Raw genomic sequence first — 18,656 nt, forward strand, 5'->3', positions numbered from 1 at the left:
CAAGCAATTGCCTTCTTGCTTCAGATTCATCAGCGCTGAAGGGGCCGCCACAGGCGGTAATAAAAAAGCAGATAAATATCATTGCGTATATTTTCATGCACACAGGCCTAACGTTTGGTTAAGGGGCGGGCTTTAGCCCGTCCCAGTGAGCGAAGCGAACGGTTTGAACCAGTTGTTATATGGCTATACACGTTCTGTTAGCTTTCTTGAACAAGGGTCGTAAGTATAGCTTTTGACCATGCTGCCTTTCTCTTCCGTAAGTCCAACTTGGTTGAGCCACATTTCCATTTCAGGCAAGGCTACATTCGCCAGTTGTTCCTTTATATCTGGTAAGTATTCTTTTGGTGCTGCGTAAACATATATTAACCACGATGGAGAGTAATAGCCTGCTTCTATCATGTGCTGCGGTGATGAAATTCCAGTTGTTGGGTTCTGGTAGCGAATCTCAATTATCTTTATAGGCTTTTTCTGCTTGATTCTTTCGTTATAGGACGAGGCCCAGAATTCATCTTTATGCCAAAAGTTAAGCACCAAACTTTCTAGCTGAGGAGCGCTGACTAGACTTGCGCTTATTTTTTCAGCACCAATCGGATAAGAAAAACCTTTTGGGAGTTTTTCCTTAAATTTTGTGAGGATCATGTGCATAGGAAAGACATATAACGTTTGGTTAAGGGGCGGGCTTTAGCCCGTCTCAGTGAGCGAAGCGAACGATTTGAACCACTAGTTAGGCGTTTTTAACTGGATATTTGACAAGTAATGGTCACGATGTTCGAAGTAGCGCATGTTTTTTAGAGTAGATACTCCAGTGCAGTTTGGGCAGCAAGCAGTTAGCGAGGTTGTCCAAGTGTTTAGGTCAGTAACGTAATTACATTTACTGCACATCCAAACCCACGGAAATTTTTCTGGAAGCGATATAGAGCTTAGAGAAATGTACTGCTGCGCAGTTAAGCAAATACACGCGTCGTAGTCGTTTAGGTTGAGTGAAGAATTGAAAAATATATTATCCACCTTCAATGGATGACTTGCTTCGCTTAAATCACGTAAAAGATCTATCCAAATTGTAAGCATGTATGGATCGTTGTTGTCTTCGGCAATACTGAGCAGTTCATAAGCCCCATCTTTTAGATCAAGCGAACCAGAAACCATTTTCTTACAAATGTCGCTGGTGTATTCAAGCAATGCTTCATACCACTCGTCCTGAGACGGCAGCTTGATGCCAAGATCTGAGACGCACAATTTAAAATAGTACTCAACTTGCTCCGCGTCTGGCTCTTTCTCTAAGTCAAAACTTGCCAGCATCGCGACACTCTGTGAATCACTCCCCTCGTAAAGCAATCCCACAGCCCAATCAATATAATCGGAAGCATTTGTATTCCGATCAAGTCGCTTAAATGCAAGTTCACTGAGTTCCATGGAAAATGCCTAACGTTTGGTTAAGGGGCGGGCTTTAGCCCGTCCCAGTGAGCAAAGCGAGCGATTTGAACCACTTGTTAGGCGAATTCTATTAGTACGCATATGGCAACAAAGCATAATAATGCAGTTAAGATAAATTGATTTATTATGATGTCGGTGCGGTTTTTGCTGATTTCGTGTGCGGGATAAATCACAGGCCATGTTTTTTCTGTGGCCGCAAGGAGCAATATTTCTGGGGTTACTGGTATGCGCTTCACTTGCTGGTACGGTGCTGGTGAAAATAGAGCACCGATATTAAAACCTTCTTCGTTGTGATGAAAATACCAGCAATAAGTATTCATGGAAACATTGTATTTTGACGCAAAATCTTCAGCCAACTCAAAGAAATCATCTCCATCTATGCCTAGATCGCGGCATAGATCAGCTTTAGGAGAAAGTTTAGTCCTGCTTACTCCCTGGCTTTTTTCAAGAAAATTGTAGATTTCTTCGATATCCATATTTGCCTAACGTTTGGTTAAGGGGCGGGCTTTAGCCCGTCCCAGTGAGCGAAGCGAACGGTTTGAACCAGTTGTTATACATCAGCCACCGAATCGAACCGTAATGTAAGGCAAGCATCTCCTACTGGAATTAAAAATAACACGCCGATTCTTGAGTCTGATGTTACGTAGTGAGATTTGAAAATTATCTCTGACTCGAAATCAGAACTAATCATGCGAACCATTTCCATGACCTGCCATGCTAGATAATATTTTATTGATTTCAGCGCTTCAGGGGTGGCAATGGAGTTTTCATAGTCCTTTGGTAGTAAATATTTCTCTAGCTCATTGTGCAAAACTCTAATCCAGTTTGTTATGGAGATAGATTTTTGAAAGGAGAAAGTTGAAACCGCCATGTCCGGAAAGTCTTCTTGGAAGCCTTTGCAGTAGCCGGTAAATAAAGCGTTTATAGACTCATCAATATTATTAGTGTCTAGCGTAACCTTGCGTGCACCTGCTGTATTGCGTTGAGCGTCTGAGCCAATTGATGATAATGCGTCAATATATCCGTCGAGCCTGGAGACAATCGTTTCAAGTTCATCTATGGCCAATGCGGTGCGTCTCCAGGTGTATAACGATTAAGCTAAGGGGCCGGCTTCGCCGGTCCCAGCGAACAAAGTGAGCGATTTGAGCGCATTGTTATATTTCATGGACGGCGCGATGATATGGGTTTAGGGATTTTCGGCGTTGGCTGTTTTGTTTGACGAGCTTCTGGGTCTTCTAGATTGCTAGTAGGAAATAGAACCGGTACGGAAAACTGAACCCTGCTTGCAAGTATATTTTTTGTGCCTTTCTCGCCGCCTATATCTCCGCCTAACAACCCTGACAATACCTTTACTCGAGCCCCGGCTTTAGCCGCGTCTTCTGCAGTTATTGCAATATCGAAAGATACAAGTTGCGCATAATTGTTATTTGTATTATCCCAAACGGAATTTTCTGCCACTGCCGAGGTACCGCGCATTAAGTTTCCTGGATTTATATGTGCGCCATGCTCTGAAAATTTACTTTGGGCGTCTTTGATTCCTTCGACGATTGAAAGTAGTGACTCAGCGACAAAATCTTTCAGCTCCATCAGTACTTGCTCCATGGAATATAACGTTTGGTTAAGGGGCGGGCTTTAGCCCGTCCTAGTGAGCGAAGCGAACGATTTGAACCAGTTGTTATGTGCTTTTCTTGCTTGATTTATCATTTTTTGTGAGCAGAGACGCTATTTCAATTGCTGACTCAAAGATTCTAGGATCGAAATTTTGAGAGCCTATATCTTTAAATGAGGAGTCTTGAGTTATGTTCCAATGCTGAAATACTACTTTGACATCTTCGGGGGTGACAATGTCACCGTACGCCTGCAGGTAAAATTTACCGAATGAAATGGCGTGCAGACGGTCTGAGTTCTTTAATGATTCGTTCATGTAGGACTTGCCAAGTGTGAACGCATATTTAGACGAGGCCACAAGAAGCCCTACACCAATAAGCCCTTTTATTGATAAAAGCACTATGGCGCTCGTATTTATGTCTTTGCCTAGGCTTTCTTTAATAAGATAGAAGGCCGCTAGAACCCCTAGAATCAGGGCGGCATATCCGAAGCCATACCAAATATGTGCACTTAATTTAAGAGATGCTTCTTTTTTATTAAGGCGCTCCTCTGCCTCTCGGATAAACTCAGTCTTGCTGACTTCTAGTTTTTCTGCTTGCTTGTTCTTCGCGCGCTTCCTTTCTTCCTGTGTTGCGTTATTAAGCTCTATCGCGCGGTGAATACTTGAAACGACTTTATTTAAGTGGAGGTCCATGAAATTTGGAACCATCTCAACAAAGCGATTCAATAAGAAATCAGGTATTTCGATATTTTCTCCAACCACAACAGGGAGGAAAAGCTTGTTGCCTGTTGCATCCATCTGGGCGAGTGCTACTGTAATTTCATTTAGAACATGTTTTGACTTTAGAGACTCTTCTGTAAGTATTGCAATGACTGCGTCAGCAGAGCTCAGTAGTTTATTCAAGTCCTTTGATAGGTAAGAACCAACCAGCAAGGACTCTATACCTATTACAACATGACCTATCTCATTAAGAGCACCTCTCAATGCATCATGAAGCCCTTTATCTTTATGGCTATGTGAAATAAATATTTTGCTCAAGGTTTATTCCTGCTGCGGTACATAACTATTATTAGACGACATTTCCATACCTGACCCTATTACCACTGCTGGCAATAAGTATCCAAATCTGGCCATCTCGTATCCATATATGACCATCAGTTATTGATGATCCGTTCTTGCAGTCCCAGCTGTACTGCCGCTTTGTAGCTCAGTAGCCATGCCTTCTGATCTGGTTGCCACTTGCCGCCGGCCTGTTTGGCCGCCAGTTGCATGTCCTTCTCGTGGAAACTGATTCGCACAAAAACCAAAGCCGTCAATTGTTCGGCCGGCAGGGCGCGGGTTTTCGGCGGTTTGTGTTTGCGTTCGACGATCAGTTCTACCGTGGTGTAGCTAATCTGTTGTTCGGCGTCTTGGCGGTAGCGCACGGCGATTAAGTCGTCTCCGTAGCGCTCGACAAAGCGTTTTGTGCCGTTTTTGCCTGGCTTGAGGCTTTTCACAACGTCCATATCGTGACCATTGGTGGCGGTGTCCTGCTGGCAGTCTGCCTTTATCTGTGAGGCGGCTCAAGCTCGATATGGGTGCGTATAACGGGGCCTCACCCCCGATCATTCCGGAGCGTGGTTGAACGGACGGAGACGATTCAAAACAAGATTCAGGGAGCTGTTCTTTGTATCGTTCGCGATGGGGTATGAGGGAAGTCAACGAGAGGAGCCAGATGTTCCGCCCATGTGTGCTGGGGGCTCTCCCCCATAGAGTCCAACGCTGCTGTTATGAACTCAATAAATACCCTGACCTTGGCCGGTAAGTAATCGCGTTTGGGGTAAATCGCAAATACACCATTAGCTGGCTGTGGAGGTCTGTAGTGGGGGTAAAGCGAGACTAAATCCCCGCTGTCCAAACCCGGCTTTGCCAGAAAGTGCGGAAGCTGAGCAATGCCCAAACCGTCCGCGCACATATACGCCATGGTCTCTCCGTCATCGGTGACATGACGCCGCTCTAGTTCATGAGGAAGGTATGCACCGTGGCGGTTCGGTAAAAATATTGGTTGGAGCTGCTGTGTTTCCTTGATGCGGAAACCAATCCAGTGGTGGTTGTGAAAATCATCGGCGTGTTGCGGTGTGCCCTGTACTTCTAAGTAATGGGGTGAAGCGCAAACCAGAAAGTCCATTGGGCTCAGCTGTCGGGCCACCAGGCGGCTGTCTTTTACGTAGCCAGTGCGGAGTGCGATATCAATATCGTTGTCGATCACATCCAGGTGCAGGTCGTTGATCTCAAGCTCCAGTTTTATCGCTGGGTAACGCTGAGAAAATGCGTGTAGCAAGGGGCGTACATAGAGATGGCCGTAGCATGCAGCCGCGTTGATGCGCAGGATGCCGCAGGGCGAGTCGTTCAAGTGCCGCAATTCGTCTTCGCAGGAACTGAGGTCTTGCAGCAGCTTACGCGTCGTGTCGGCGTAGTATTTTCCCGCTGTGGTAATGCGCAGGTGGCGGGTGGAGCGTTGAAAGAGCGTGAGCTGCAGTTGGGCTTCCAGGCGAGAAATGGCTTTGCTGACGGTGGACGGGTCAGTGTCACAAACCTTTGCTGCTGCTGCGAAGCTGCCGCCATCACAGGTGGCCAGGAATATTTCTAATAAGCGCAGTTTATCCATGACTGGGCAGGCACATGCAGTTTGTCTATGGGCGAGCCTAGCATGGCCACTCGTGAATAGTATTCACGACTGATAGGGCGCGCGGCCATATTTTCTTATGGCTAGTGCCGCATGAGAATTCAACAGCAGCGACAGTCACTCACTTTATGAGGCGCTATGTTGAATAAGAAAAACAACGCAAATAGTTTGTTTGCCTACTTAGCCATGGCATTTATTACCATGTCTGGGCTTTCTTATATTAATTTTCTACCGGGCGTGGTCAGTGCGTTAGCCGGTGCAATTGGTTTCAGCGAAGTTGAGGCCGGACAGATTGTTTCGCTCAACGGCTATGGTGGATTACTCGGTACTACAGCGGCAATTTTTCTGGTACGTCGTATTCGTTGGCGAGCTGCCGTTATTGCAGGTCTAGCACTGTTGGCATTGATGGATATTGGCAGTGCCTGGATTGACTCCTATGAAGCTATGCTTGCGTGGCGATTTGTGGCCGGAATCTTTGGTGGGTTTAGCCTTGGGGTGGCGTTTGCTGGGCTTGCCCGTCTAGGCAACCCTGATCGGGCTTTCGGCTACTTGTTGTTTATACAGTTCAGTATTGGTGCTCTGGTTGTGTATCTATTGCCCGCGCTTGAGGCCGCCATCAATGCCTATGCAGTGTTTTATGTTATGGCCAGCTTGGCGTTGGTGAGTTTGTTGCTGGTTATTTTTTTGAGAAGAATTCCATTGAATAAATATCCACGCGAACGCATAACATTGTTGCCCAGTGAATATCGTCATGCATGGCTGTTGTTGCTGGCGATCATGCTTTATCAAGTTGCTGCCAGTGCGATCTGGGCCTATGTCGGGCTGATTGGCCTTACTGCTGGTATCGCCGCAGAGCCCGTCAGTACCTATATCGCGGTCACTGGTTTACTGGGTTTGCTGGGTGCAATGGTTCCGGTGATTAACGGCAAGCGTTATGGCCGTTTGAACTGGTTGTTGGCAGGTGTCGCTCTCTCGCTACTGGCTGCGTTACTGCTGAATTTTTCGACGCACAGTACTATTTATGTATTTGCAATGACCCTGCTGTTTATCTCTTGGCCGGCGGTGCAGTCTTATTTACTGGCTGTGATTGCAGAGATGGATGGCAGTGGCAAACTGGCAACGATTGCCGCAGTTGTTTCGTTTGTTGGTTTGGCGACAGGGCCATTGCTGGCTTCTGGCTTGCTGAATAACAGTGATTTTTCATTGATGCTTTACACCTGTGCGGTGATCTTTTTGATGAGCGGGTTACTTCTACTTAAACCGTTGCGTGCCCAGGAACTTTCGAATTCTGGCATGTTGTCACCTACGCCGGATTAACAAGCCTATAAAGTTGCTGGCCAAATGCATATTTATGGGCAATTAGTTTGCTGCTTGAGTAGTTATGTCAAAGAGGATGTGTAAGATGATTCGCTATGCGTTTAATAAGATGCTGCTGACGTTCAAGCATCGTTATAACTATGACGTGGGTTATCAGCAGGATATTTTGAAGGCAGATTTGGGCGCGTTTTTGAAGTTTATGGGGTTGCAAACCATGTCTGCGCACTCGGGTGAACTGCCTGTTGGACCACTGTTCGCCGCGAGAATACGCGCGATCATCTGGGATGATTGTGGGCCATGTACGCAACTGGTGGTCAACATGGCACTGGAGGCAAAGCTGGAGCCGGGGCTTGTGCGAGCGCTGATTGATCGAGACATGCCTAACCTGCCCGCAGATATCGCCTTGGTGGTGCGCTTTACTGAGCAGGTCCTGGCGCATAACCCCGAGGCGGACGACCTGCGTGAGCACATTCGTGCCTTATGGGGGGACAAAGGGCTTATTGCCCTAGGCTTTGCCATCAGCTCGTACCGGGTTTACCCCGCCCTGAAATACGCCCTGGGCTACGGTAAAGCCTGCAGTCGAATTCAGGTCAATGAGTCCTTCCTGACCCCCAATCGTGAGTCTGCTTTGGTTGAGGGGGTAAAGGGTGTTTAACAAATGCATTACCGTGATGGCCGTAGTGCTTGGCCTTGCCGCATTGGGCAATGGTGTCTTTATGACGCTGGCCCCTGAAACTTGGTACTGGCTGGTGCCAGGGGTACCGGATCGTGGGCCTTTCAATCAGCACTTCTTGCGTGATATCGGCATGATTTACCTGCTGATCGGCGTCGCGTTCATCTATGGGGCGATATATCCCCGTCATCGACGGACTCTGTGGGCGATGCCGACGGCCTGGCTAGTTGCCCATGCGCTCTTTCACATATGGGAGGTGCTGATCGGCATTTGCGGGCCTGAGTCGCTGCTTGAGGATTTCGCCGGCGTGACACTGCCCGCCCTGTTGGCGTTGGGGCTACTGTACTTGAGCAACAAGAGCCGGGCGCGTGAGTAGGTCCGTGCTGGGGCTGTTGTTGCTCGGTTTGGGTGTCGCTTTGGGCGCACTGTTAGCTTTTGTCGTACCCCGGCCAGTGATGCCGCAAGCGATAGAGTGGCTGGCTACACCGCGTAGTCTGACTGCGTTCAGGCTTGAGTCCGATCAGGACGTCTTTACCAATCAGTCTCTGGCAGGGCGTTGGACCATCCTGTTGTTTGGCTTTATGCACTGTCCAGACATATGCCCGACAGGGCTGGCGCAGATGGCGACGTTAGCTACCCGTCTGGCCGAGCATGCCGGCGAAAGCGACATCGCCTTTGTTTTCGTCTCGGTTGATCCAGGGCGCGACTCGGTGGTTGAGGTGGGCCAATTCGCCAGACACTTCGATGCCTCATTCCACGGGGTGACGGGCAGCGAAGAGCAATTGGCTCGGCTTGCCGGAAACCTGGGTGTTCAGTTCGCAGTTTCACCTGTTCCGGACCGTTATACGGTTGCTCACTCGGTGACTTTTTCAATTGTTGATCCGCAAGGCAATTTCACCGGGCGCTTTCGCCCGGGGTTTGATGCGGGGCAATTGGCAAAAGAGCTGAGCCTCAGATTTTGATTGAGCAACTGGGACGGTTGCTCCCCGCTGCTCGCTGGCTTTCCCTATACATCGCCATGACGCTAAGCGGCTAGCGTGGCTGAAATCAGTCCGTCAGGCTCTGTAGCAGGCGGTAATAAAAGCCGCCGGCATTGGCCAATGTATCGATGGCCACGCGCTCGTTGGTGCCGTGCATACGTAGCAGGTCGCCGCGTTCCATCAGCAGCGGGCTGAAGCGGAAGATGTTGTCGGTCAGCGGTTCGTAGTAGCGCGAGTCGGTGCCACCAACGGTGAGGTTGGGGCTGACCAGCGTGTTGCTGAAGCTCTGCCGGATCACTTCGGCGAACTGTTGATAGGCTGCGCCGCTCACGTCGGACACCGCCGAAGGCTCGCGCCCGCCGGGCATGACTTTGACCTGGATCTGTTCATCCGCCACGGCGTTGCGTACGTGTTCGGCAACGCTGGCGATGCTGTCGCGTGGGTGGATGCGCAGGTTGAGGGTGGCGCGGGCGCTGGGTGGCAACACGTTCTCCTTTATTCCGGCGCGCAGCAGGGTCGGTGATAGCGAGGTTTGCAGCTGTGCGGCGCCGGCTGGCGATGCGGCCAGTTGCTGTTCTACTAGAGGACCGAACAGCCAGAGGTTGGCGAAAATCAATCGATAGCCGAAGGATTGCGCCGGGGTGAAGCTGGCCAGCAGGTCGCCGGTGGGGCCGTCGAAGCCGCGTTGAAACGGCGCATCGCCTACCCGTTGCAGGGCCTGGCTCAAGCGGCCGATGGCGGTTTCATCAAAAGCTGGCGGCTGTGAGGAATGGCCACCCTGGGCGTTGGCTTGCAGGGTCAGGCTGACGTAGCCCTTTTCCGCGATGCCAACCACGGCGACATCCTGGCTGACGCCGGGAATCTGCCCGCGCACCACAAAGCCGCCTTCATCGCTGACCCAGACCAGGCGTTTGCCTTGCTCCTGCAATTGCGCGGCGATGCGCCGGTTGCCTTGGTGGCCGCCAATCTCTTCATCGTGACCGAAGGCCAGCAGCACATCGCGTTGCGGCTGGAAGCCTTGGGCGATCAGGGTTTCCACGGCTTCGAGAATCGCCACCATCGAGCCTTTGCTGTCGATGGCGCCACGCCCCCAGACAAAGCCATCGGCAATCGCCCCGGAGAACGGCGGGTGCGTCCATAGCGCTTCGGTGCCAGGCGCGACGGGCACTACGTCTTGGTGCGCCATCAGCAAAACGGCGGGTAACTGGCTGTCTTTGCCCGGCCAGCGCAGCAGGATGCTCGGACTGCCGGTTGCCAACGGCTCGGTGGTTGCCGTCAGGCGCGGGTAGCGTTGCGTCAGCCACTCGCGCAGGCCGGCAAACGCAGCATCGCTGGCGGCCTGTTGGCTGGCCGGGGTGCCGACCTGATGCGACAGGGTTGGCAGGCGAATCGCCGCAGCCAAGCTCTCAGCTGCACGTTGTGCATCCAACCCCTCAGGCAGGCTGACTGGCGCGTTATTGAAGGCGGCGGGCGGCAGCAGAAGGGTGCGGCCGACGACTACGGCAATCAGGCCGAGCAGGGCAATCAATACCACCAATAACAGGCGTTTCATGGCAGGCTCCTGGGCGCTTAGGGGTGAAGAATCAGCTGGCTGCGGCTGTTGGCCTTGATCGCCTCGGCATCCAGGTGCATCGGCACGTACTCGCCGCGCATATAGGCGTCGGCCTGATCCTTGTAGTGCTTATCGAAGAGCACGCCACTCTGCCCGACAGGGTTGATGCCAAGCGCGGTGCTGGCGTCGGCCATGTCAATCAGGCGGCGGGTCGAGGGGCCGTAAACCACCGACCAGGGCGCAGGGCCCACCGGTTGCGACAGGTTGTTCGGCGTTTCATGGCCACCCGGCGCGGCGAATGGGCCGACGTTAAACAGCTTATCCAGTGGCTTCTGCTGGCCCAGCGGATGGCTGTGGGTCAGGGTATGCACGCTGCCCCAGGTCCATTGATTGGCATCGTCACCGAGTGTGCTGCGTAGGTGGGCGAGGCTGGCCTGCCAGGCGGCTTTGACGGTATCGGCGCGGCTTTCGACGGCGTCGCTACCGCGCTTGTCCCACCACGGCGAGTTGGCATCGGCAGCCAGGCGCGGCAGGGCGCTGTCGAGCACGCGGGTTTGCAGCAGATTGGTGAAGAAGGCTTCACCCAGCTCATCAGCCATGGCCTCAAACGTCAGCTGATAGACCAACTGGTTAAACAGCGTGGCAGCAGTGGCGTCGAGCGTGTGTTGGCCATCCCAGTTCAGCAGTTGCTCGACCAGCGCCTGCTCTTCGCTGCCGTTGGCGGCGCCGCGCAGGTCGGCCGCTAGCGGTGCGAGCAGGCGTTGCGGGTAACCGGTGCCAGGGTCGAGTTGCAGGGCCTGGCTGTTGTTCAGGTCCCACTTCACGCTGCTGTCGCTCAGGCGATCATCCAGGCGCTGGCCGCGGTCGGCCAGATTGTAGTAGCCGGGTATTTCCATGCCGGTCGGCGAAACGGGCTGGTAGTTGGCCGAGACGATATAGCCGCGCGCCGGGTTCTCCTCCTGCGGGTTGGCGCTGAACGGGAAGTAGCCGTCTTTCTCCGCCTCGCCGTTGCTGCCGTCGAGGATAAAGCTCGGGTTGACGCCGGCCGGGCGGCGCGGCAGCTTCGCCGCCGCCCACCAGCCGATATCGCCCGTGGCATTGGCCCATACCACATTCAGTCCCGGCGCCTCGATATGCTCGACGGCGGAGCGGGCCTGATCCAGGCTGGCGGCGCGGTTGAGTTGGTAGAAGCCATCGAGGATCGGATTCTCGGTTTCCAGGAACGCCCACCACATGGCAATCGGCGTGCTGCCGACCGTTTCACCGAGGGCGCTGTTGATCAGCGGGCCGTGGGGTGAGCGGCGAATGGTCAGGCTGACCGGCGCGGCGTCTTTGACGTTGATCTGTTCGACGCGGCTTTGCAGCTCGACCCACTGGCCGCGGTACCAGACTTGGTTGGGATTGTTTGGGTTGGTTTTCTCGGCGATCAGGTCGAGGTCGTCGTTCTGGAACATGGTCAGGCTCCAGGCGAACTCGCGATTGTGGCCCAGCGAAGCCACCGGGTTGAGCGCCTGGTGATGGCCGTACAGGCTGAAGCCGGGGTAGCTCAGGTTGGCCTCGTACCACACCGACGGCACGGCGAAGCGGATATGCGGGTCGCCGGCCAGCAGCGGTTTGCCGCTGGCGGTGCGACTGCCGGATACGGCCCAGGCGTTGCTGCCCTCGAACTGCGGCAGACCGGCATTCAGCAGCGCGGCGTGGCTCAGTTCGGCGATGGCGTTAAGGTCCTGCCAGTCGCCGGCGGCGAGGTTCTGTCCGACCACGCCCTGCGGGTGCCAGTCGAGGTCGAAGGCTTTGAGGTAGTCGGCGCCCAGCTGATCGCGGATATGCGTCAGCACCGGTTCGGTGCGAAACGCCGCGGCAAAGCTGTAGGCCATATAGCCGGCGACGCTGAGGGTGTCGGCGGTAGTGAAAGGGCGTTTCTCTATACCCAGCACATCGAACTCGATTGGTGTCGGGCGGCTGGCCTGGTATTGGTTGATGCCGTCGAGGTAGGCCTGCAGTGCCTGGCTCGCCGGGGTATTCATGTCCATCTTCGCCGCGTAGCGGTCGGCGTGCTCGCGAATGCCCAGAGTGCGGAACAGGCGGTCGGTGTCGACCAGCTTGCTGCCGAGAATCTCCGCCAGCTCGCCACGGGCCAGGCGGCGGAGGATTTCCATCTGGAACAACCGGTCCTGCGCATGCACATAGCCCAGGGCGCGGTACATATCGGCCTCATTCTGCGCCTGGATATGCGGCACACCACGCTCGTCGTAATCCACCGTGACCGGCGCCTGCAATGAACTCAGGCTTAGCTCGCCCGCGCGTTGCGGTTGCTTGCTGTCGATATACCAGTAAGCGCCGGCGGCAGTGGCGGCGACTATTACGGCAAGGACGGTCAGGGTGCGTTTCATGGGTTTTCCTTGTTATAGGTTTTATCAGCGCCGCCATTGTGCGGGCGGAATGGCGCGGCGGCATTGACCAAATACAGCAAGGATGAAAGTCTTTGGTCAATCAAAGAGGGCTGTATGAATCAGGACCCACATAACAGCATCGCCAGCGCGCTGACCCATTCCTCGACCCTGCGTCGCCTGCTGTACGAGGCACTGGCTGATCTAGGACTCGACCCGACTGACACCTATCGTAAGGCCTACCAGGGCGTGATGCTGGCGCCGCCGCTGCTCAATGCCCGTGAAGATCACGACAATGCGCCGCGCTTCTGGCAGGCACTGGAAGCCATCAGCGGTGATGCCGATATCGGTCTGCACCTCGGCGAAACCATGCAGCCACGGCCCCTGGATGTGGTCGGTTACCTGCTGCTGGCCAGCCGCGACCTCGGCCAGGCGCTGGAGGGCTTTGTGCGTTTTCAGCACATCCTTTCTGGTGGCTTTGCCGCGCGCCTGGAGCTGGATGGCGAGCAGGCAAGACTGATCTTCGACCTCAACTACCGGGGCGTCGGCTCGCTGCGTCAGCAGATGGAATGTTTGGCGCTGCTGCTGCAGAAGATGCTCGCCAGCATCAATAACGACGGCCGCTTCCGCCTGACCGGGCTGGATTTCCGCCACCCCGCACCGCGCCGGCTGAGTGAGCATCGCCGCCTATTTGGCCTGTTGCCGCGCTTTGCCCAGGCGCATGACGCGCTGATCTTTCCGCGCGCCTGGCTGGGTCGGCCATCGCGCAGCGCCAACCCGCGGCTGTTCACAGTGCTTTGGGCCCAGGCCGAACTGGAGCTGGCGGAACTAGAGGAAAACCAGCTGCTCAACCGCGTGCGCTACTGGCTGGAAGTTAACCTCGGCGTACAGCTGTGTGATCTGCCCAGCTGCGCCACTGCGCTCGGTTACAGCGTCAGCGGCCTGCAGCGGGCGCTGGCCGAACAGCAGCAGAGCTTTCGCCAGCTGCACGATGAAGTGCGTCGCCTGCGTGCCCAGGCCCTGCTCGACAGCGGCCTGGCGATCCGCGAAGTGGCCCGCGCCTGCGGTTTTGCCGAGTTGTCGCCGTTCTACCGCGCGTTCAAGCGTTGGCAGGGCGAGACGCCGCAGGGCTTTCGCCGACCGTCGTTTGTGGGAATAACGGCGTCAGACTGATCTAGCCTTTCTACATAGGCCTGAAATACTCAGTTGCTTTGCCAATCGCAGAAGCAGCCCACGGCGAGGGTATTGCTGGCATTGACTGGGCGCTGCTCAATCAGCGCATCGAGAATCGGCTCGATAAAGCTGTTGCTGGAGGTGCATACGGCGCCTTCGCTGTAGGGGCCGAAGTAGGCCAATTGGCCGTTGCGGTCCCAGATCGCCACGGCCGGGCTGGCGGGGATCTGCGTGCTGCCAGGCAACTCAGCCAACGGTTGCAGGGCGCTGAGGGTGCTGGGCAGTTGGCCGCTGCTGCCGGGCTTTTGCACGGCATAAAAGCTCACACCCTGGGGACCAAAGCGTTCGATCAGTTCGGCCAGGTGCTGCTGATTGCCGACATTGCACGGACAGGCCGGGTCCCAGAAGTGCACCAGGCGGATCGGCCCAGGGCCGGCCAGCTCATCCGGCAGGCGCAGCTGTTCGCCATAGAACAGCGCAGTCTGCTCGCTGAAACTGCGCAGATAGCGCGCTTCGTACCACCAATAGGCGGCGAGCATGGCGGCGGCCCAGAGCAGAATCAATAGACTGGCGAGTAGGGTCTTGCGTGTGGGTCGAGTCATGGGCAGTTTTCGGCAAACAGGCGCGCAGCTTGCCATGTCTGGCGCGACAGCAGAATATCCGCCTCTTCATCGCGCCGGCCCGGATGGCCTGTGACGACCCCGAGTGATTGATGGAAGCCTTATGCCTGATGCGTTTCAGCCGGAACATCTGATTGCCAGTCTGCGACCCTTGGCCGCAGCTGTTGTGCTGTCGTCTGCTGAACAGGCTTATCGCCGGTTCTATGGTTTTAGCGATGCGCTGGCCGTTCATAGTCGTATGGGCTTGTTGCCGGCGGGTGGTTATCAGATTGCCGTTCAGGCGTGGTGGCCAGAGCAGCCGCGCGCCACGTTGGTGTTGCTGCATGGTTATTACGACCATGTAGGCTTGTATCGCCATGTGATCGAGTGGGCGCTGGGGCAGGGCTTTGCTGTGCTGGCTTTCGATCTGCCGGGGCATGGCCTGTCCAGCGGCGCGCGTGCCAGCATCGGTGACTTTGCCGAGTACCAAACGGTGCTCCAGGCGCTGCTGGCTGAAGCCGCAGTGTTGGATCTACCGCAGCCCTGGCACCTGTGTGGGCAGAGCACCGGCGGTGCGATCATTCTTGATTACGTGTTGCGTGGTGAGCCTGTCGCGCCGATTGGCGAAATCATTCTGCTGGCCCCCTTGGTGCGCCCGCGAGCCTGGGGCTGGTCGCAGCTCAGTTATCGAATTATGAAGAGTTTTGTGAGCGAGATTCCCCGGCGTTTCAGCGTCAACTCAAGCGACGCCGCGTTTATCGACTTCGTCCATCACCACGACCCGCTGCAGCCACGCTGCCTGCCAACCGCTTGGGTGGGTGCGTTAAGCCAGTGGGTGCCGCGTATTGAGGCTGCGCCGCGGAGCTTGCGCAGCCCACTGATTGTGCAGGGGGGCGCGGACATGACTGTGGCCTGGCGGCACAACTTGAAGGTGTTGCAGGACAAGTTCGCCGAACCGACGATCCTGATGCTGGACAGCGCTGGCCATCACCTGGCCAATGAAGCGCCGGCCTTGCGCCAGCGCTATTTCGAGTTTCTTACCCAGCGTCTGAGCTGGCTAGCAGGCCGTTGAAAAACGTAGGCGAGGCAGGCAAGACAAGGCGAAAGCGGCCGAAAAAGCGGAGTTTACTGTTGTAAATGAGCATTTTGAGACGCCGCGTCCTGGGCCGCTTTCAACGCAGTATTGCCAACGCAGGTAGTTTTTCAGCTGCCTGTCAGATACCGCGTGGCGCCGGAGCCAAGCTGGCGTTGCTCTGGCCAACCGCCAGGCCGCTGCGAATTGCGGCCAGTGCGGCCTGGTAGTAGGCCTTGCCTGCGTCTGACTGGGCAAAGCTGACAAACTCTTCCAGCTCCGGATCGCTCAGCTCGCGGTAAACGTGCAGCAGGGTGTTATCCAGATCCGCCCCGATCTGCTCCATCAGCCGCTGGCGCTGGCCGTTGAGCATGGCCTGGGCGCTGTCACCACCGAGCAGACCGGGGAGCATCTGACTGAGGCTGTCGGCGGCTACGCCGGCCAGCGCCAGGCTGACTTCGGCACCGGCTTCTTTGGCTGGCAGGGCTTGAGCCAGGTGGCGGATCAGCAGGCGGCGGGTGGCGCTGGCTTCACTGCGCGGCAGGCCATTGGCGTAACGCGCCAGTTGGTCGCTGCGGGTAGCGAGCAGTTCGGCATCGACAATCTTGCGGCCCAATGGTGACTGGAAGAACTGCAAGGCACTGGCTGGGTTGTCGAGGTTGTCACGCAGGCCCTGCTGGGCGCGCTGATCCACCGCGGCGGCGGCAAAGCGTTGGTTGCTGTTATTCACCAGTGCTTGATGCACCGCTGGCGGCAGGCTGCTGCGGTAGCGTTCCTGAGCGGCCTGTAGGGCATCGCTGAAGTGCATGCGCTGCTGTGGCCAGCCGGCCGCCTGATACAGCTGCAGGTAATCGTCCGCCAGGGCTGGCAGGCTGAGCAGCAGGGTCAGTACAACGGTAAGGGCGCGCATAGGGACTCCATTCAGGGGGGGCTATTTTCGGTGGGCAGCAGGGGGCTTGTCGAGGCCAGTAAGCGGCCTGCTAGAATCGCGATCCTGCGTCCATGCAGGTTCTCATTCCTTCGGGGCCATCATTGAACACCTGCTCAAGTAACACCCTGGGCGCCAGCGTGGCGCGCATTATCGATGACTTGGCCGAGCATGGCTGGTCACTGCAAACACAATTCATTGCTCCATCTCTGACCTGCGAACTGAGCGAAGAGTGCCGTAAGCGTGCCGCTGCCGGCTTATTGGTGCAGGCGGGTATCGGCCGTGGCGCTCTGACGGTGGTGAGTGAGGGGCTACGCGGCGATCATATTCAGTGGCTGGATGCTGGGCAGAACGCCGCATGCGATCAGTATTTGGCAGTTATGGATGAGCTGCGCCAGGCCTTGAATCAAGCGCTGTTTATGGGGTTGGAGGATTTCGAAAGCCATTTCGCGTTGTACCCACCCGGCGCCTATTACAAAAAACACCTGGACCGTTTTCGCGATGATGATCGCCGCGCCGTGTCGGTGGTGTTTTACCTCAATGAGGATTGGCAGGCCGAGCAGGGCGGCGCGCTGCGTTTGTATCTGCCGAATGGCGAGATTCGCGATGTGCTACCTCAGGCGGGCAGTTTGCTGCTGTTTCTCTCGGCCGATATGCCCCACGAAGTGCTGCCGGCAACGCGTGACCGGCTGTCGTTGACCGGCTGGTTTCGCCGACGGGGGAATGGGCCGCTGTAGTAGTGCCGTTAGAGCCCGTTCTTAGTGGCCCCAGACTTTGAAGGTCCCGCGCAGATCGGTGATATCGCGCATCTCGATGCTCCCCAGACGGCTTTCACCAACGTACATATCGGCCGCTACCCGTACCCGAATGCGCTGCGCCGGGATGCCGCTGGCCACCAGTTGATCATTAATGGTGGTGAGGTCAGGCAGGGTCAGCTGCAATTGTTGTTTGCCGCTGGCGTTGGTGACGATATCGATCTTCAGGGTGGGCAGGTTGACGCCGAATATCGGTAGGGTCAGCCCCAGTTGCGCCGCGCCAAAGGCAAAGCTGCCGCCGGAACCGTTCGGGCAACTGGCCGGGGTTATGCAGCCGTTATCGATTTTGACATTACGCAGCGAGGCGCTGCCGCCGTCGTCATTCCAGCTGACCCGGTTGATCGTCGCCAGCACATCGGCGCGGATGCTGATGCCAGCCCGACCGCTGATCTCGCTCAGGCTTTGATTGTCCATCGGCAGAAGGGCGGCCTGGCTCGGCAGCGCATAGGCCGCAAGACTTGCAACGAGTGATAGGGCGACGGTGCGAAGTGGGCGATGCATGAGGTGTCCTCGACGAGAGTGCCGAGAGTCTGTACCTGGCCTGGCGCACGCGCCATTAGGTCAGGGCCCTTCCCGCCGAAGGATAGGTCGGCGTTAGGCACGAATGGCCTGGTCTGGGTGATGAGCTTGGCAATCTAGCCGCCAGCCCGTCCCTTTGATCGGCGGCCAGTAAGCGCAGTACCCTGGTGGTGTTACGGCGGGTGACTGAATGAGAGTGAGCGATGCAGAAAATTTTGGTGAGCCGTTGCTTGTTGGGCCAGCGCGTGCGCTATGACGGCGGCGCCCATGGCCCGTTTACTGTGCTTGAGCGCTGGCAACAGGACGGGCGCATTGTGCCGCTGTGCCCGGAAGTCGCCGGCGGCCTACCGACCCCTCGCGCCCCAGCTGAAATTGCTGGTGGCCAGGGTGCGCAGGTACTCGACGGCCAGCTGCCGGTGCTAACGGTGGACGGCGAGGATGTCACCGCCGCTTTTATTGACGGCGCACAGCAGGCGCTGGCCCTGGTGGCGCTGCATGGGATCCGCATAGCGCTGCTCAAAGCGCGCAGCCCCTCGTGCGGTAATCGGGAGAACTACGACGGCAGCTTTAGCGGCACCAAGGTCGCCGGTGAAGGCGTTACGGCAGCCGCCTTGCGCCGAGCTGGAGTGCAGGTGTTTAGCGAAGAGGAACTGCCGGCTGCCGAGGCAGCGCTACGCGAATTAGACGCCTGATTCGCCTAGTGCGTAGGATGGGTTGTGCGCAGCGATACCCATGCTGTTGGGTTGCGCGATAGCTAGGCATGAGGTGCTGCTATCCTGCGCGCCCCGCAGGACCGGACGGCACCAATAAAAAGGCTATGTCCCAAGACCGTGTTGCAAGGACTAAGCTTTAAGGCAGACATCCGCTTGTGAGGTCAGCCCACCATGGATACTCAAGCCTTTCAGCGCTGGTTGGCCCAGGTGAGCCAGC

General features: G+C 56.0%; 21 protein-coding genes. 8 read left to right on the forward strand and 13 right to left on the reverse strand.

The window, feature by feature from the left end; genetic code table 11:
* Positions 1 to 183: 183 nt before the first annotated feature.
* From AACX99_RS21425 to AACX99_RS21460, 8 genes are all read right to left on the reverse strand, one after another.
* A complete protein-coding gene (locus tag AACX99_RS21425; RefSeq protein WP_339414445.1) occupies positions 184 to 645 on the reverse strand; it encodes a hypothetical protein in 462 nt (153 codons plus the stop codon).
* Positions 646 to 720: 75 nt separating this feature from the next.
* On the reverse strand, positions 721 to 1,413 hold the full coding sequence (locus AACX99_RS21430) for a hypothetical protein (protein WP_339414446.1): 693 nt from the start codon (positions 1,411 to 1,413) through the stop codon (positions 721 to 723).
* A 77-nt stretch (positions 1,414 to 1,490) separates the two neighbouring features.
* The gene (locus AACX99_RS21435) at positions 1,491 to 1,910 is read right to left on the reverse strand and encodes a DUF1493 family protein (RefSeq protein ID WP_339414447.1); all 420 of its coding nucleotides are present in this window, start codon (positions 1,908 to 1,910) and stop codon (positions 1,491 to 1,493) included.
* A 74-nt stretch (positions 1,911 to 1,984) separates the two neighbouring features.
* On the reverse strand, positions 1,985 to 2,500 hold the full coding sequence (locus tag AACX99_RS21440) for a hypothetical protein (RefSeq protein ID WP_339414448.1): 516 nt from the start codon (positions 2,498 to 2,500) through the stop codon (positions 1,985 to 1,987).
* A gap of 95 nt (positions 2,501 to 2,595) precedes the next feature.
* Positions 2,596 to 3,021, reverse strand: coding sequence for a hypothetical protein (locus AACX99_RS21445; RefSeq protein ID WP_339414449.1), 426 nt, complete (start codon positions 3,019 to 3,021; stop codon positions 2,596 to 2,598).
* 88 nt (positions 3,022 to 3,109) lie between these two features.
* A complete protein-coding gene (locus AACX99_RS21450) occupies positions 3,110 to 4,081 on the reverse strand; it encodes a toll/interleukin-1 receptor domain-containing protein (RefSeq protein ID WP_339414450.1) in 972 nt (323 codons plus the stop codon).
* A gap of 116 nt (positions 4,082 to 4,197) precedes the next feature.
* Entirely contained in the window at positions 4,198 to 4,548 is a 351-nt protein-coding gene (locus AACX99_RS21455) for a hypothetical protein (RefSeq protein ID WP_339414451.1), read from the reverse strand.
* A gap of 146 nt (positions 4,549 to 4,694) precedes the next feature.
* On the reverse strand, positions 4,695 to 5,690 hold the full coding sequence (locus tag AACX99_RS21460; RefSeq protein ID WP_339414452.1) for a LysR family transcriptional regulator: 996 nt from the start codon (positions 5,688 to 5,690) through the stop codon (positions 4,695 to 4,697).
* Positions 5,691 to 5,846: 156 nt separating this feature from the next.
* Here AACX99_RS21460 and AACX99_RS21465 point away from each other — a divergent pair, with 156 nt between their 5' ends.
* From AACX99_RS21465 to AACX99_RS21480, 4 genes are all read left to right on the forward strand, one after another.
* Entirely contained in the window at positions 5,847 to 7,025 is a 1,179-nt protein-coding gene (locus AACX99_RS21465; protein ID WP_339414453.1) for an MFS transporter, read from the forward strand.
* Positions 7,026 to 7,110: 85 nt separating this feature from the next.
* Entirely contained in the window at positions 7,111 to 7,680 is a 570-nt protein-coding gene (locus AACX99_RS21470; RefSeq protein ID WP_339414454.1) for a hypothetical protein, read from the forward strand.
* 61 nt (positions 7,681 to 7,741) lie between these two features.
* Positions 7,742 to 8,074 (forward strand): hypothetical protein, encoded by a 333-nt coding sequence (locus tag AACX99_RS21475; RefSeq protein WP_339414455.1) that lies wholly within the window; start codon positions 7,742 to 7,744, stop codon positions 8,072 to 8,074.
* A gap of 4 nt (positions 8,075 to 8,078) precedes the next feature.
* Complete coding sequence (locus AACX99_RS21480) at positions 8,079 to 8,660, forward strand: SCO family protein (RefSeq protein ID WP_339414456.1); 582 nt, start codon at positions 8,079 to 8,081, stop codon at positions 8,658 to 8,660.
* An 85-nt stretch (positions 8,661 to 8,745) separates the two neighbouring features.
* Here AACX99_RS21480 and AACX99_RS21485 read toward each other — a convergent pair whose 3' ends face one another.
* Together AACX99_RS21485 and AACX99_RS21490 are read right to left on the reverse strand one after the other, a co-directional pair.
* Entirely contained in the window at positions 8,746 to 10,230 is a 1,485-nt protein-coding gene (locus AACX99_RS21485; RefSeq protein WP_339414457.1) for a M20 family peptidase, read from the reverse strand.
* 17 nt (positions 10,231 to 10,247) lie between these two features.
* Positions 10,248 to 12,623 (reverse strand): penicillin acylase family protein, encoded by a 2,376-nt coding sequence (locus tag AACX99_RS21490; protein WP_339414458.1) that lies wholly within the window; start codon positions 12,621 to 12,623, stop codon positions 10,248 to 10,250.
* Positions 12,624 to 12,737: 114 nt separating this feature from the next.
* Here AACX99_RS21490 and AACX99_RS21495 point away from each other — a divergent pair, with 114 nt between their 5' ends.
* Positions 12,738 to 13,793 carry an AraC family transcriptional regulator gene (locus tag AACX99_RS21495; protein ID WP_339414459.1) on the forward strand — a complete coding sequence of 352 codons (1,056 nt, stop codon included), beginning with the start codon at positions 12,738 to 12,740 and terminating at the stop codon, positions 13,791 to 13,793.
* A 29-nt stretch (positions 13,794 to 13,822) separates the two neighbouring features.
* On the opposite strand, the gene AACX99_RS21500 is transcribed toward AACX99_RS21495, so the two are convergent.
* Positions 13,823 to 14,431, reverse strand: a complete 609-nt coding sequence (locus AACX99_RS21500) for a DUF6436 domain-containing protein (protein WP_339414460.1) — start codon at positions 14,429 to 14,431, stop codon at positions 13,823 to 13,825.
* 85 nt (positions 14,432 to 14,516) lie between these two features.
* On the opposite strand from AACX99_RS21500, the gene AACX99_RS21505 reads away from it, so the two are divergent.
* Positions 14,517 to 15,464 (forward strand): alpha/beta hydrolase, encoded by a 948-nt coding sequence (locus tag AACX99_RS21505; protein ID WP_339414461.1) that lies wholly within the window; start codon positions 14,517 to 14,519, stop codon positions 15,462 to 15,464.
* A gap of 142 nt (positions 15,465 to 15,606) precedes the next feature.
* Here AACX99_RS21505 and AACX99_RS21510 read toward each other — a convergent pair whose 3' ends face one another.
* Positions 15,607 to 16,374: a hypothetical protein gene (locus tag AACX99_RS21510; protein ID WP_339414462.1), complete on the reverse strand. Its 768-nt coding sequence runs from the start codon at positions 16,372 to 16,374 to the stop codon at positions 15,607 to 15,609.
* Between the two features lie 92 nt (positions 16,375 to 16,466).
* Between AACX99_RS21510 and AACX99_RS21515 the strand changes: the two genes are divergently transcribed.
* Entirely contained in the window at positions 16,467 to 17,129 is a 663-nt protein-coding gene (locus AACX99_RS21515; protein WP_339414463.1) for a 2OG-Fe(II) oxygenase, read from the forward strand.
* Positions 17,130 to 17,150: 21 nt separating this feature from the next.
* Here the strand turns inward: AACX99_RS21515 and AACX99_RS21520 are convergent, their stop codons facing one another.
* Positions 17,151 to 17,708: a DUF6160 family protein gene (locus tag AACX99_RS21520; RefSeq protein ID WP_339414464.1), complete on the reverse strand. Its 558-nt coding sequence runs from the start codon at positions 17,706 to 17,708 to the stop codon at positions 17,151 to 17,153.
* Positions 17,709 to 17,929: 221 nt separating this feature from the next.
* On the opposite strand from AACX99_RS21520, the gene AACX99_RS21525 reads away from it, so the two are divergent.
* Positions 17,930 to 18,418 carry a DUF523 domain-containing protein gene (locus AACX99_RS21525; RefSeq protein ID WP_339414465.1) on the forward strand — a complete coding sequence of 163 codons (489 nt, stop codon included), beginning with the start codon at positions 17,930 to 17,932 and terminating at the stop codon, positions 18,416 to 18,418.
* Positions 18,419 to 18,656 lie beyond the last annotated feature (238 nt).

The organism is Pseudomonas sp. EA_35y_Pfl2_R5, assembly GCF_963970805.1.
Classification (GTDB): domain Bacteria; phylum Pseudomonadota; class Gammaproteobacteria; order Pseudomonadales; family Pseudomonadaceae; genus Aquipseudomonas.

Bases quoted from the DNA above. Each gene is read 5' to 3' on its own strand.
- AACX99_RS21425 (WP_339414445.1), bottom strand. From the start codon at position 645: ATGCACATGATCCTCACAAAATTTAAGGAAAAACTCCCAAAAGGTTTT.
- AACX99_RS21430 (WP_339414446.1), bottom strand. From the start codon at position 1,413: ATGGAACTCAGTGAACTTGCATTTAAGCGACTTGATCGGAATACAAAT.
- AACX99_RS21435 (WP_339414447.1), bottom strand. From the start codon at position 1,910: ATGGATATCGAAGAAATCTACAATTTTCTTGAAAAAAGCCAGGGAGTA.
- AACX99_RS21445 (WP_339414449.1), bottom strand. From the start codon at position 3,021: ATGGAGCTGAAAGATTTTGTCGCTGAGTCACTACTTTCAATCGTCGAA.
- AACX99_RS21455 (WP_339414451.1), bottom strand. From the start codon at position 4,548: ATGGACGTTGTGAAAAGCCTCAAGCCAGGCAAAAACGGCACAAAACGC.
- AACX99_RS21460 (WP_339414452.1), bottom strand. From the start codon at position 5,690: ATGGATAAACTGCGCTTATTAGAAATATTCCTGGCCACCTGTGATGGC.
- AACX99_RS21465 (WP_339414453.1), top strand. From the start codon at position 5,847: ATGTTGAATAAGAAAAACAACGCAAATAGTTTGTTTGCCTACTTAGCC.
- AACX99_RS21470 (WP_339414454.1), top strand. From the start codon at position 7,111: ATGATTCGCTATGCGTTTAATAAGATGCTGCTGACGTTCAAGCATCGT.
- AACX99_RS21475 (WP_339414455.1), top strand. From the start codon at position 7,742: ATGACGCTGGCCCCTGAAACTTGGTACTGGCTGGTGCCAGGGGTACCG.
- AACX99_RS21485 (WP_339414457.1), bottom strand. From the start codon at position 10,230: ATGAAACGCCTGTTATTGGTGGTATTGATTGCCCTGCTCGGCCTGATT.
- AACX99_RS21490 (WP_339414458.1), bottom strand. From the start codon at position 12,623: ATGAAACGCACCCTGACCGTCCTTGCCGTAATAGTCGCCGCCACTGCC.
- AACX99_RS21495 (WP_339414459.1), top strand. From the start codon at position 12,738: ATGAATCAGGACCCACATAACAGCATCGCCAGCGCGCTGACCCATTCC.
- AACX99_RS21500 (WP_339414460.1), bottom strand. From the start codon at position 14,431: ATGGCAAGCTGCGCGCCTGTTTGCCGAAAACTGCCCATGACTCGACCC.
- AACX99_RS21505 (WP_339414461.1), top strand. From the start codon at position 14,517: ATGCCTGATGCGTTTCAGCCGGAACATCTGATTGCCAGTCTGCGACCC.
- AACX99_RS21510 (WP_339414462.1), bottom strand. From the start codon at position 16,374: ATGCGCGCCCTTACCGTTGTACTGACCCTGCTGCTCAGCCTGCCAGCC.
- AACX99_RS21515 (WP_339414463.1), top strand. From the start codon at position 16,467: ATGCAGGTTCTCATTCCTTCGGGGCCATCATTGAACACCTGCTCAAGT.
- AACX99_RS21520 (WP_339414464.1), bottom strand. From the start codon at position 17,708: ATGCATCGCCCACTTCGCACCGTCGCCCTATCACTCGTTGCAAGTCTT.
- AACX99_RS21525 (WP_339414465.1), top strand. From the start codon at position 17,930: ATGCAGAAAATTTTGGTGAGCCGTTGCTTGTTGGGCCAGCGCGTGCGC.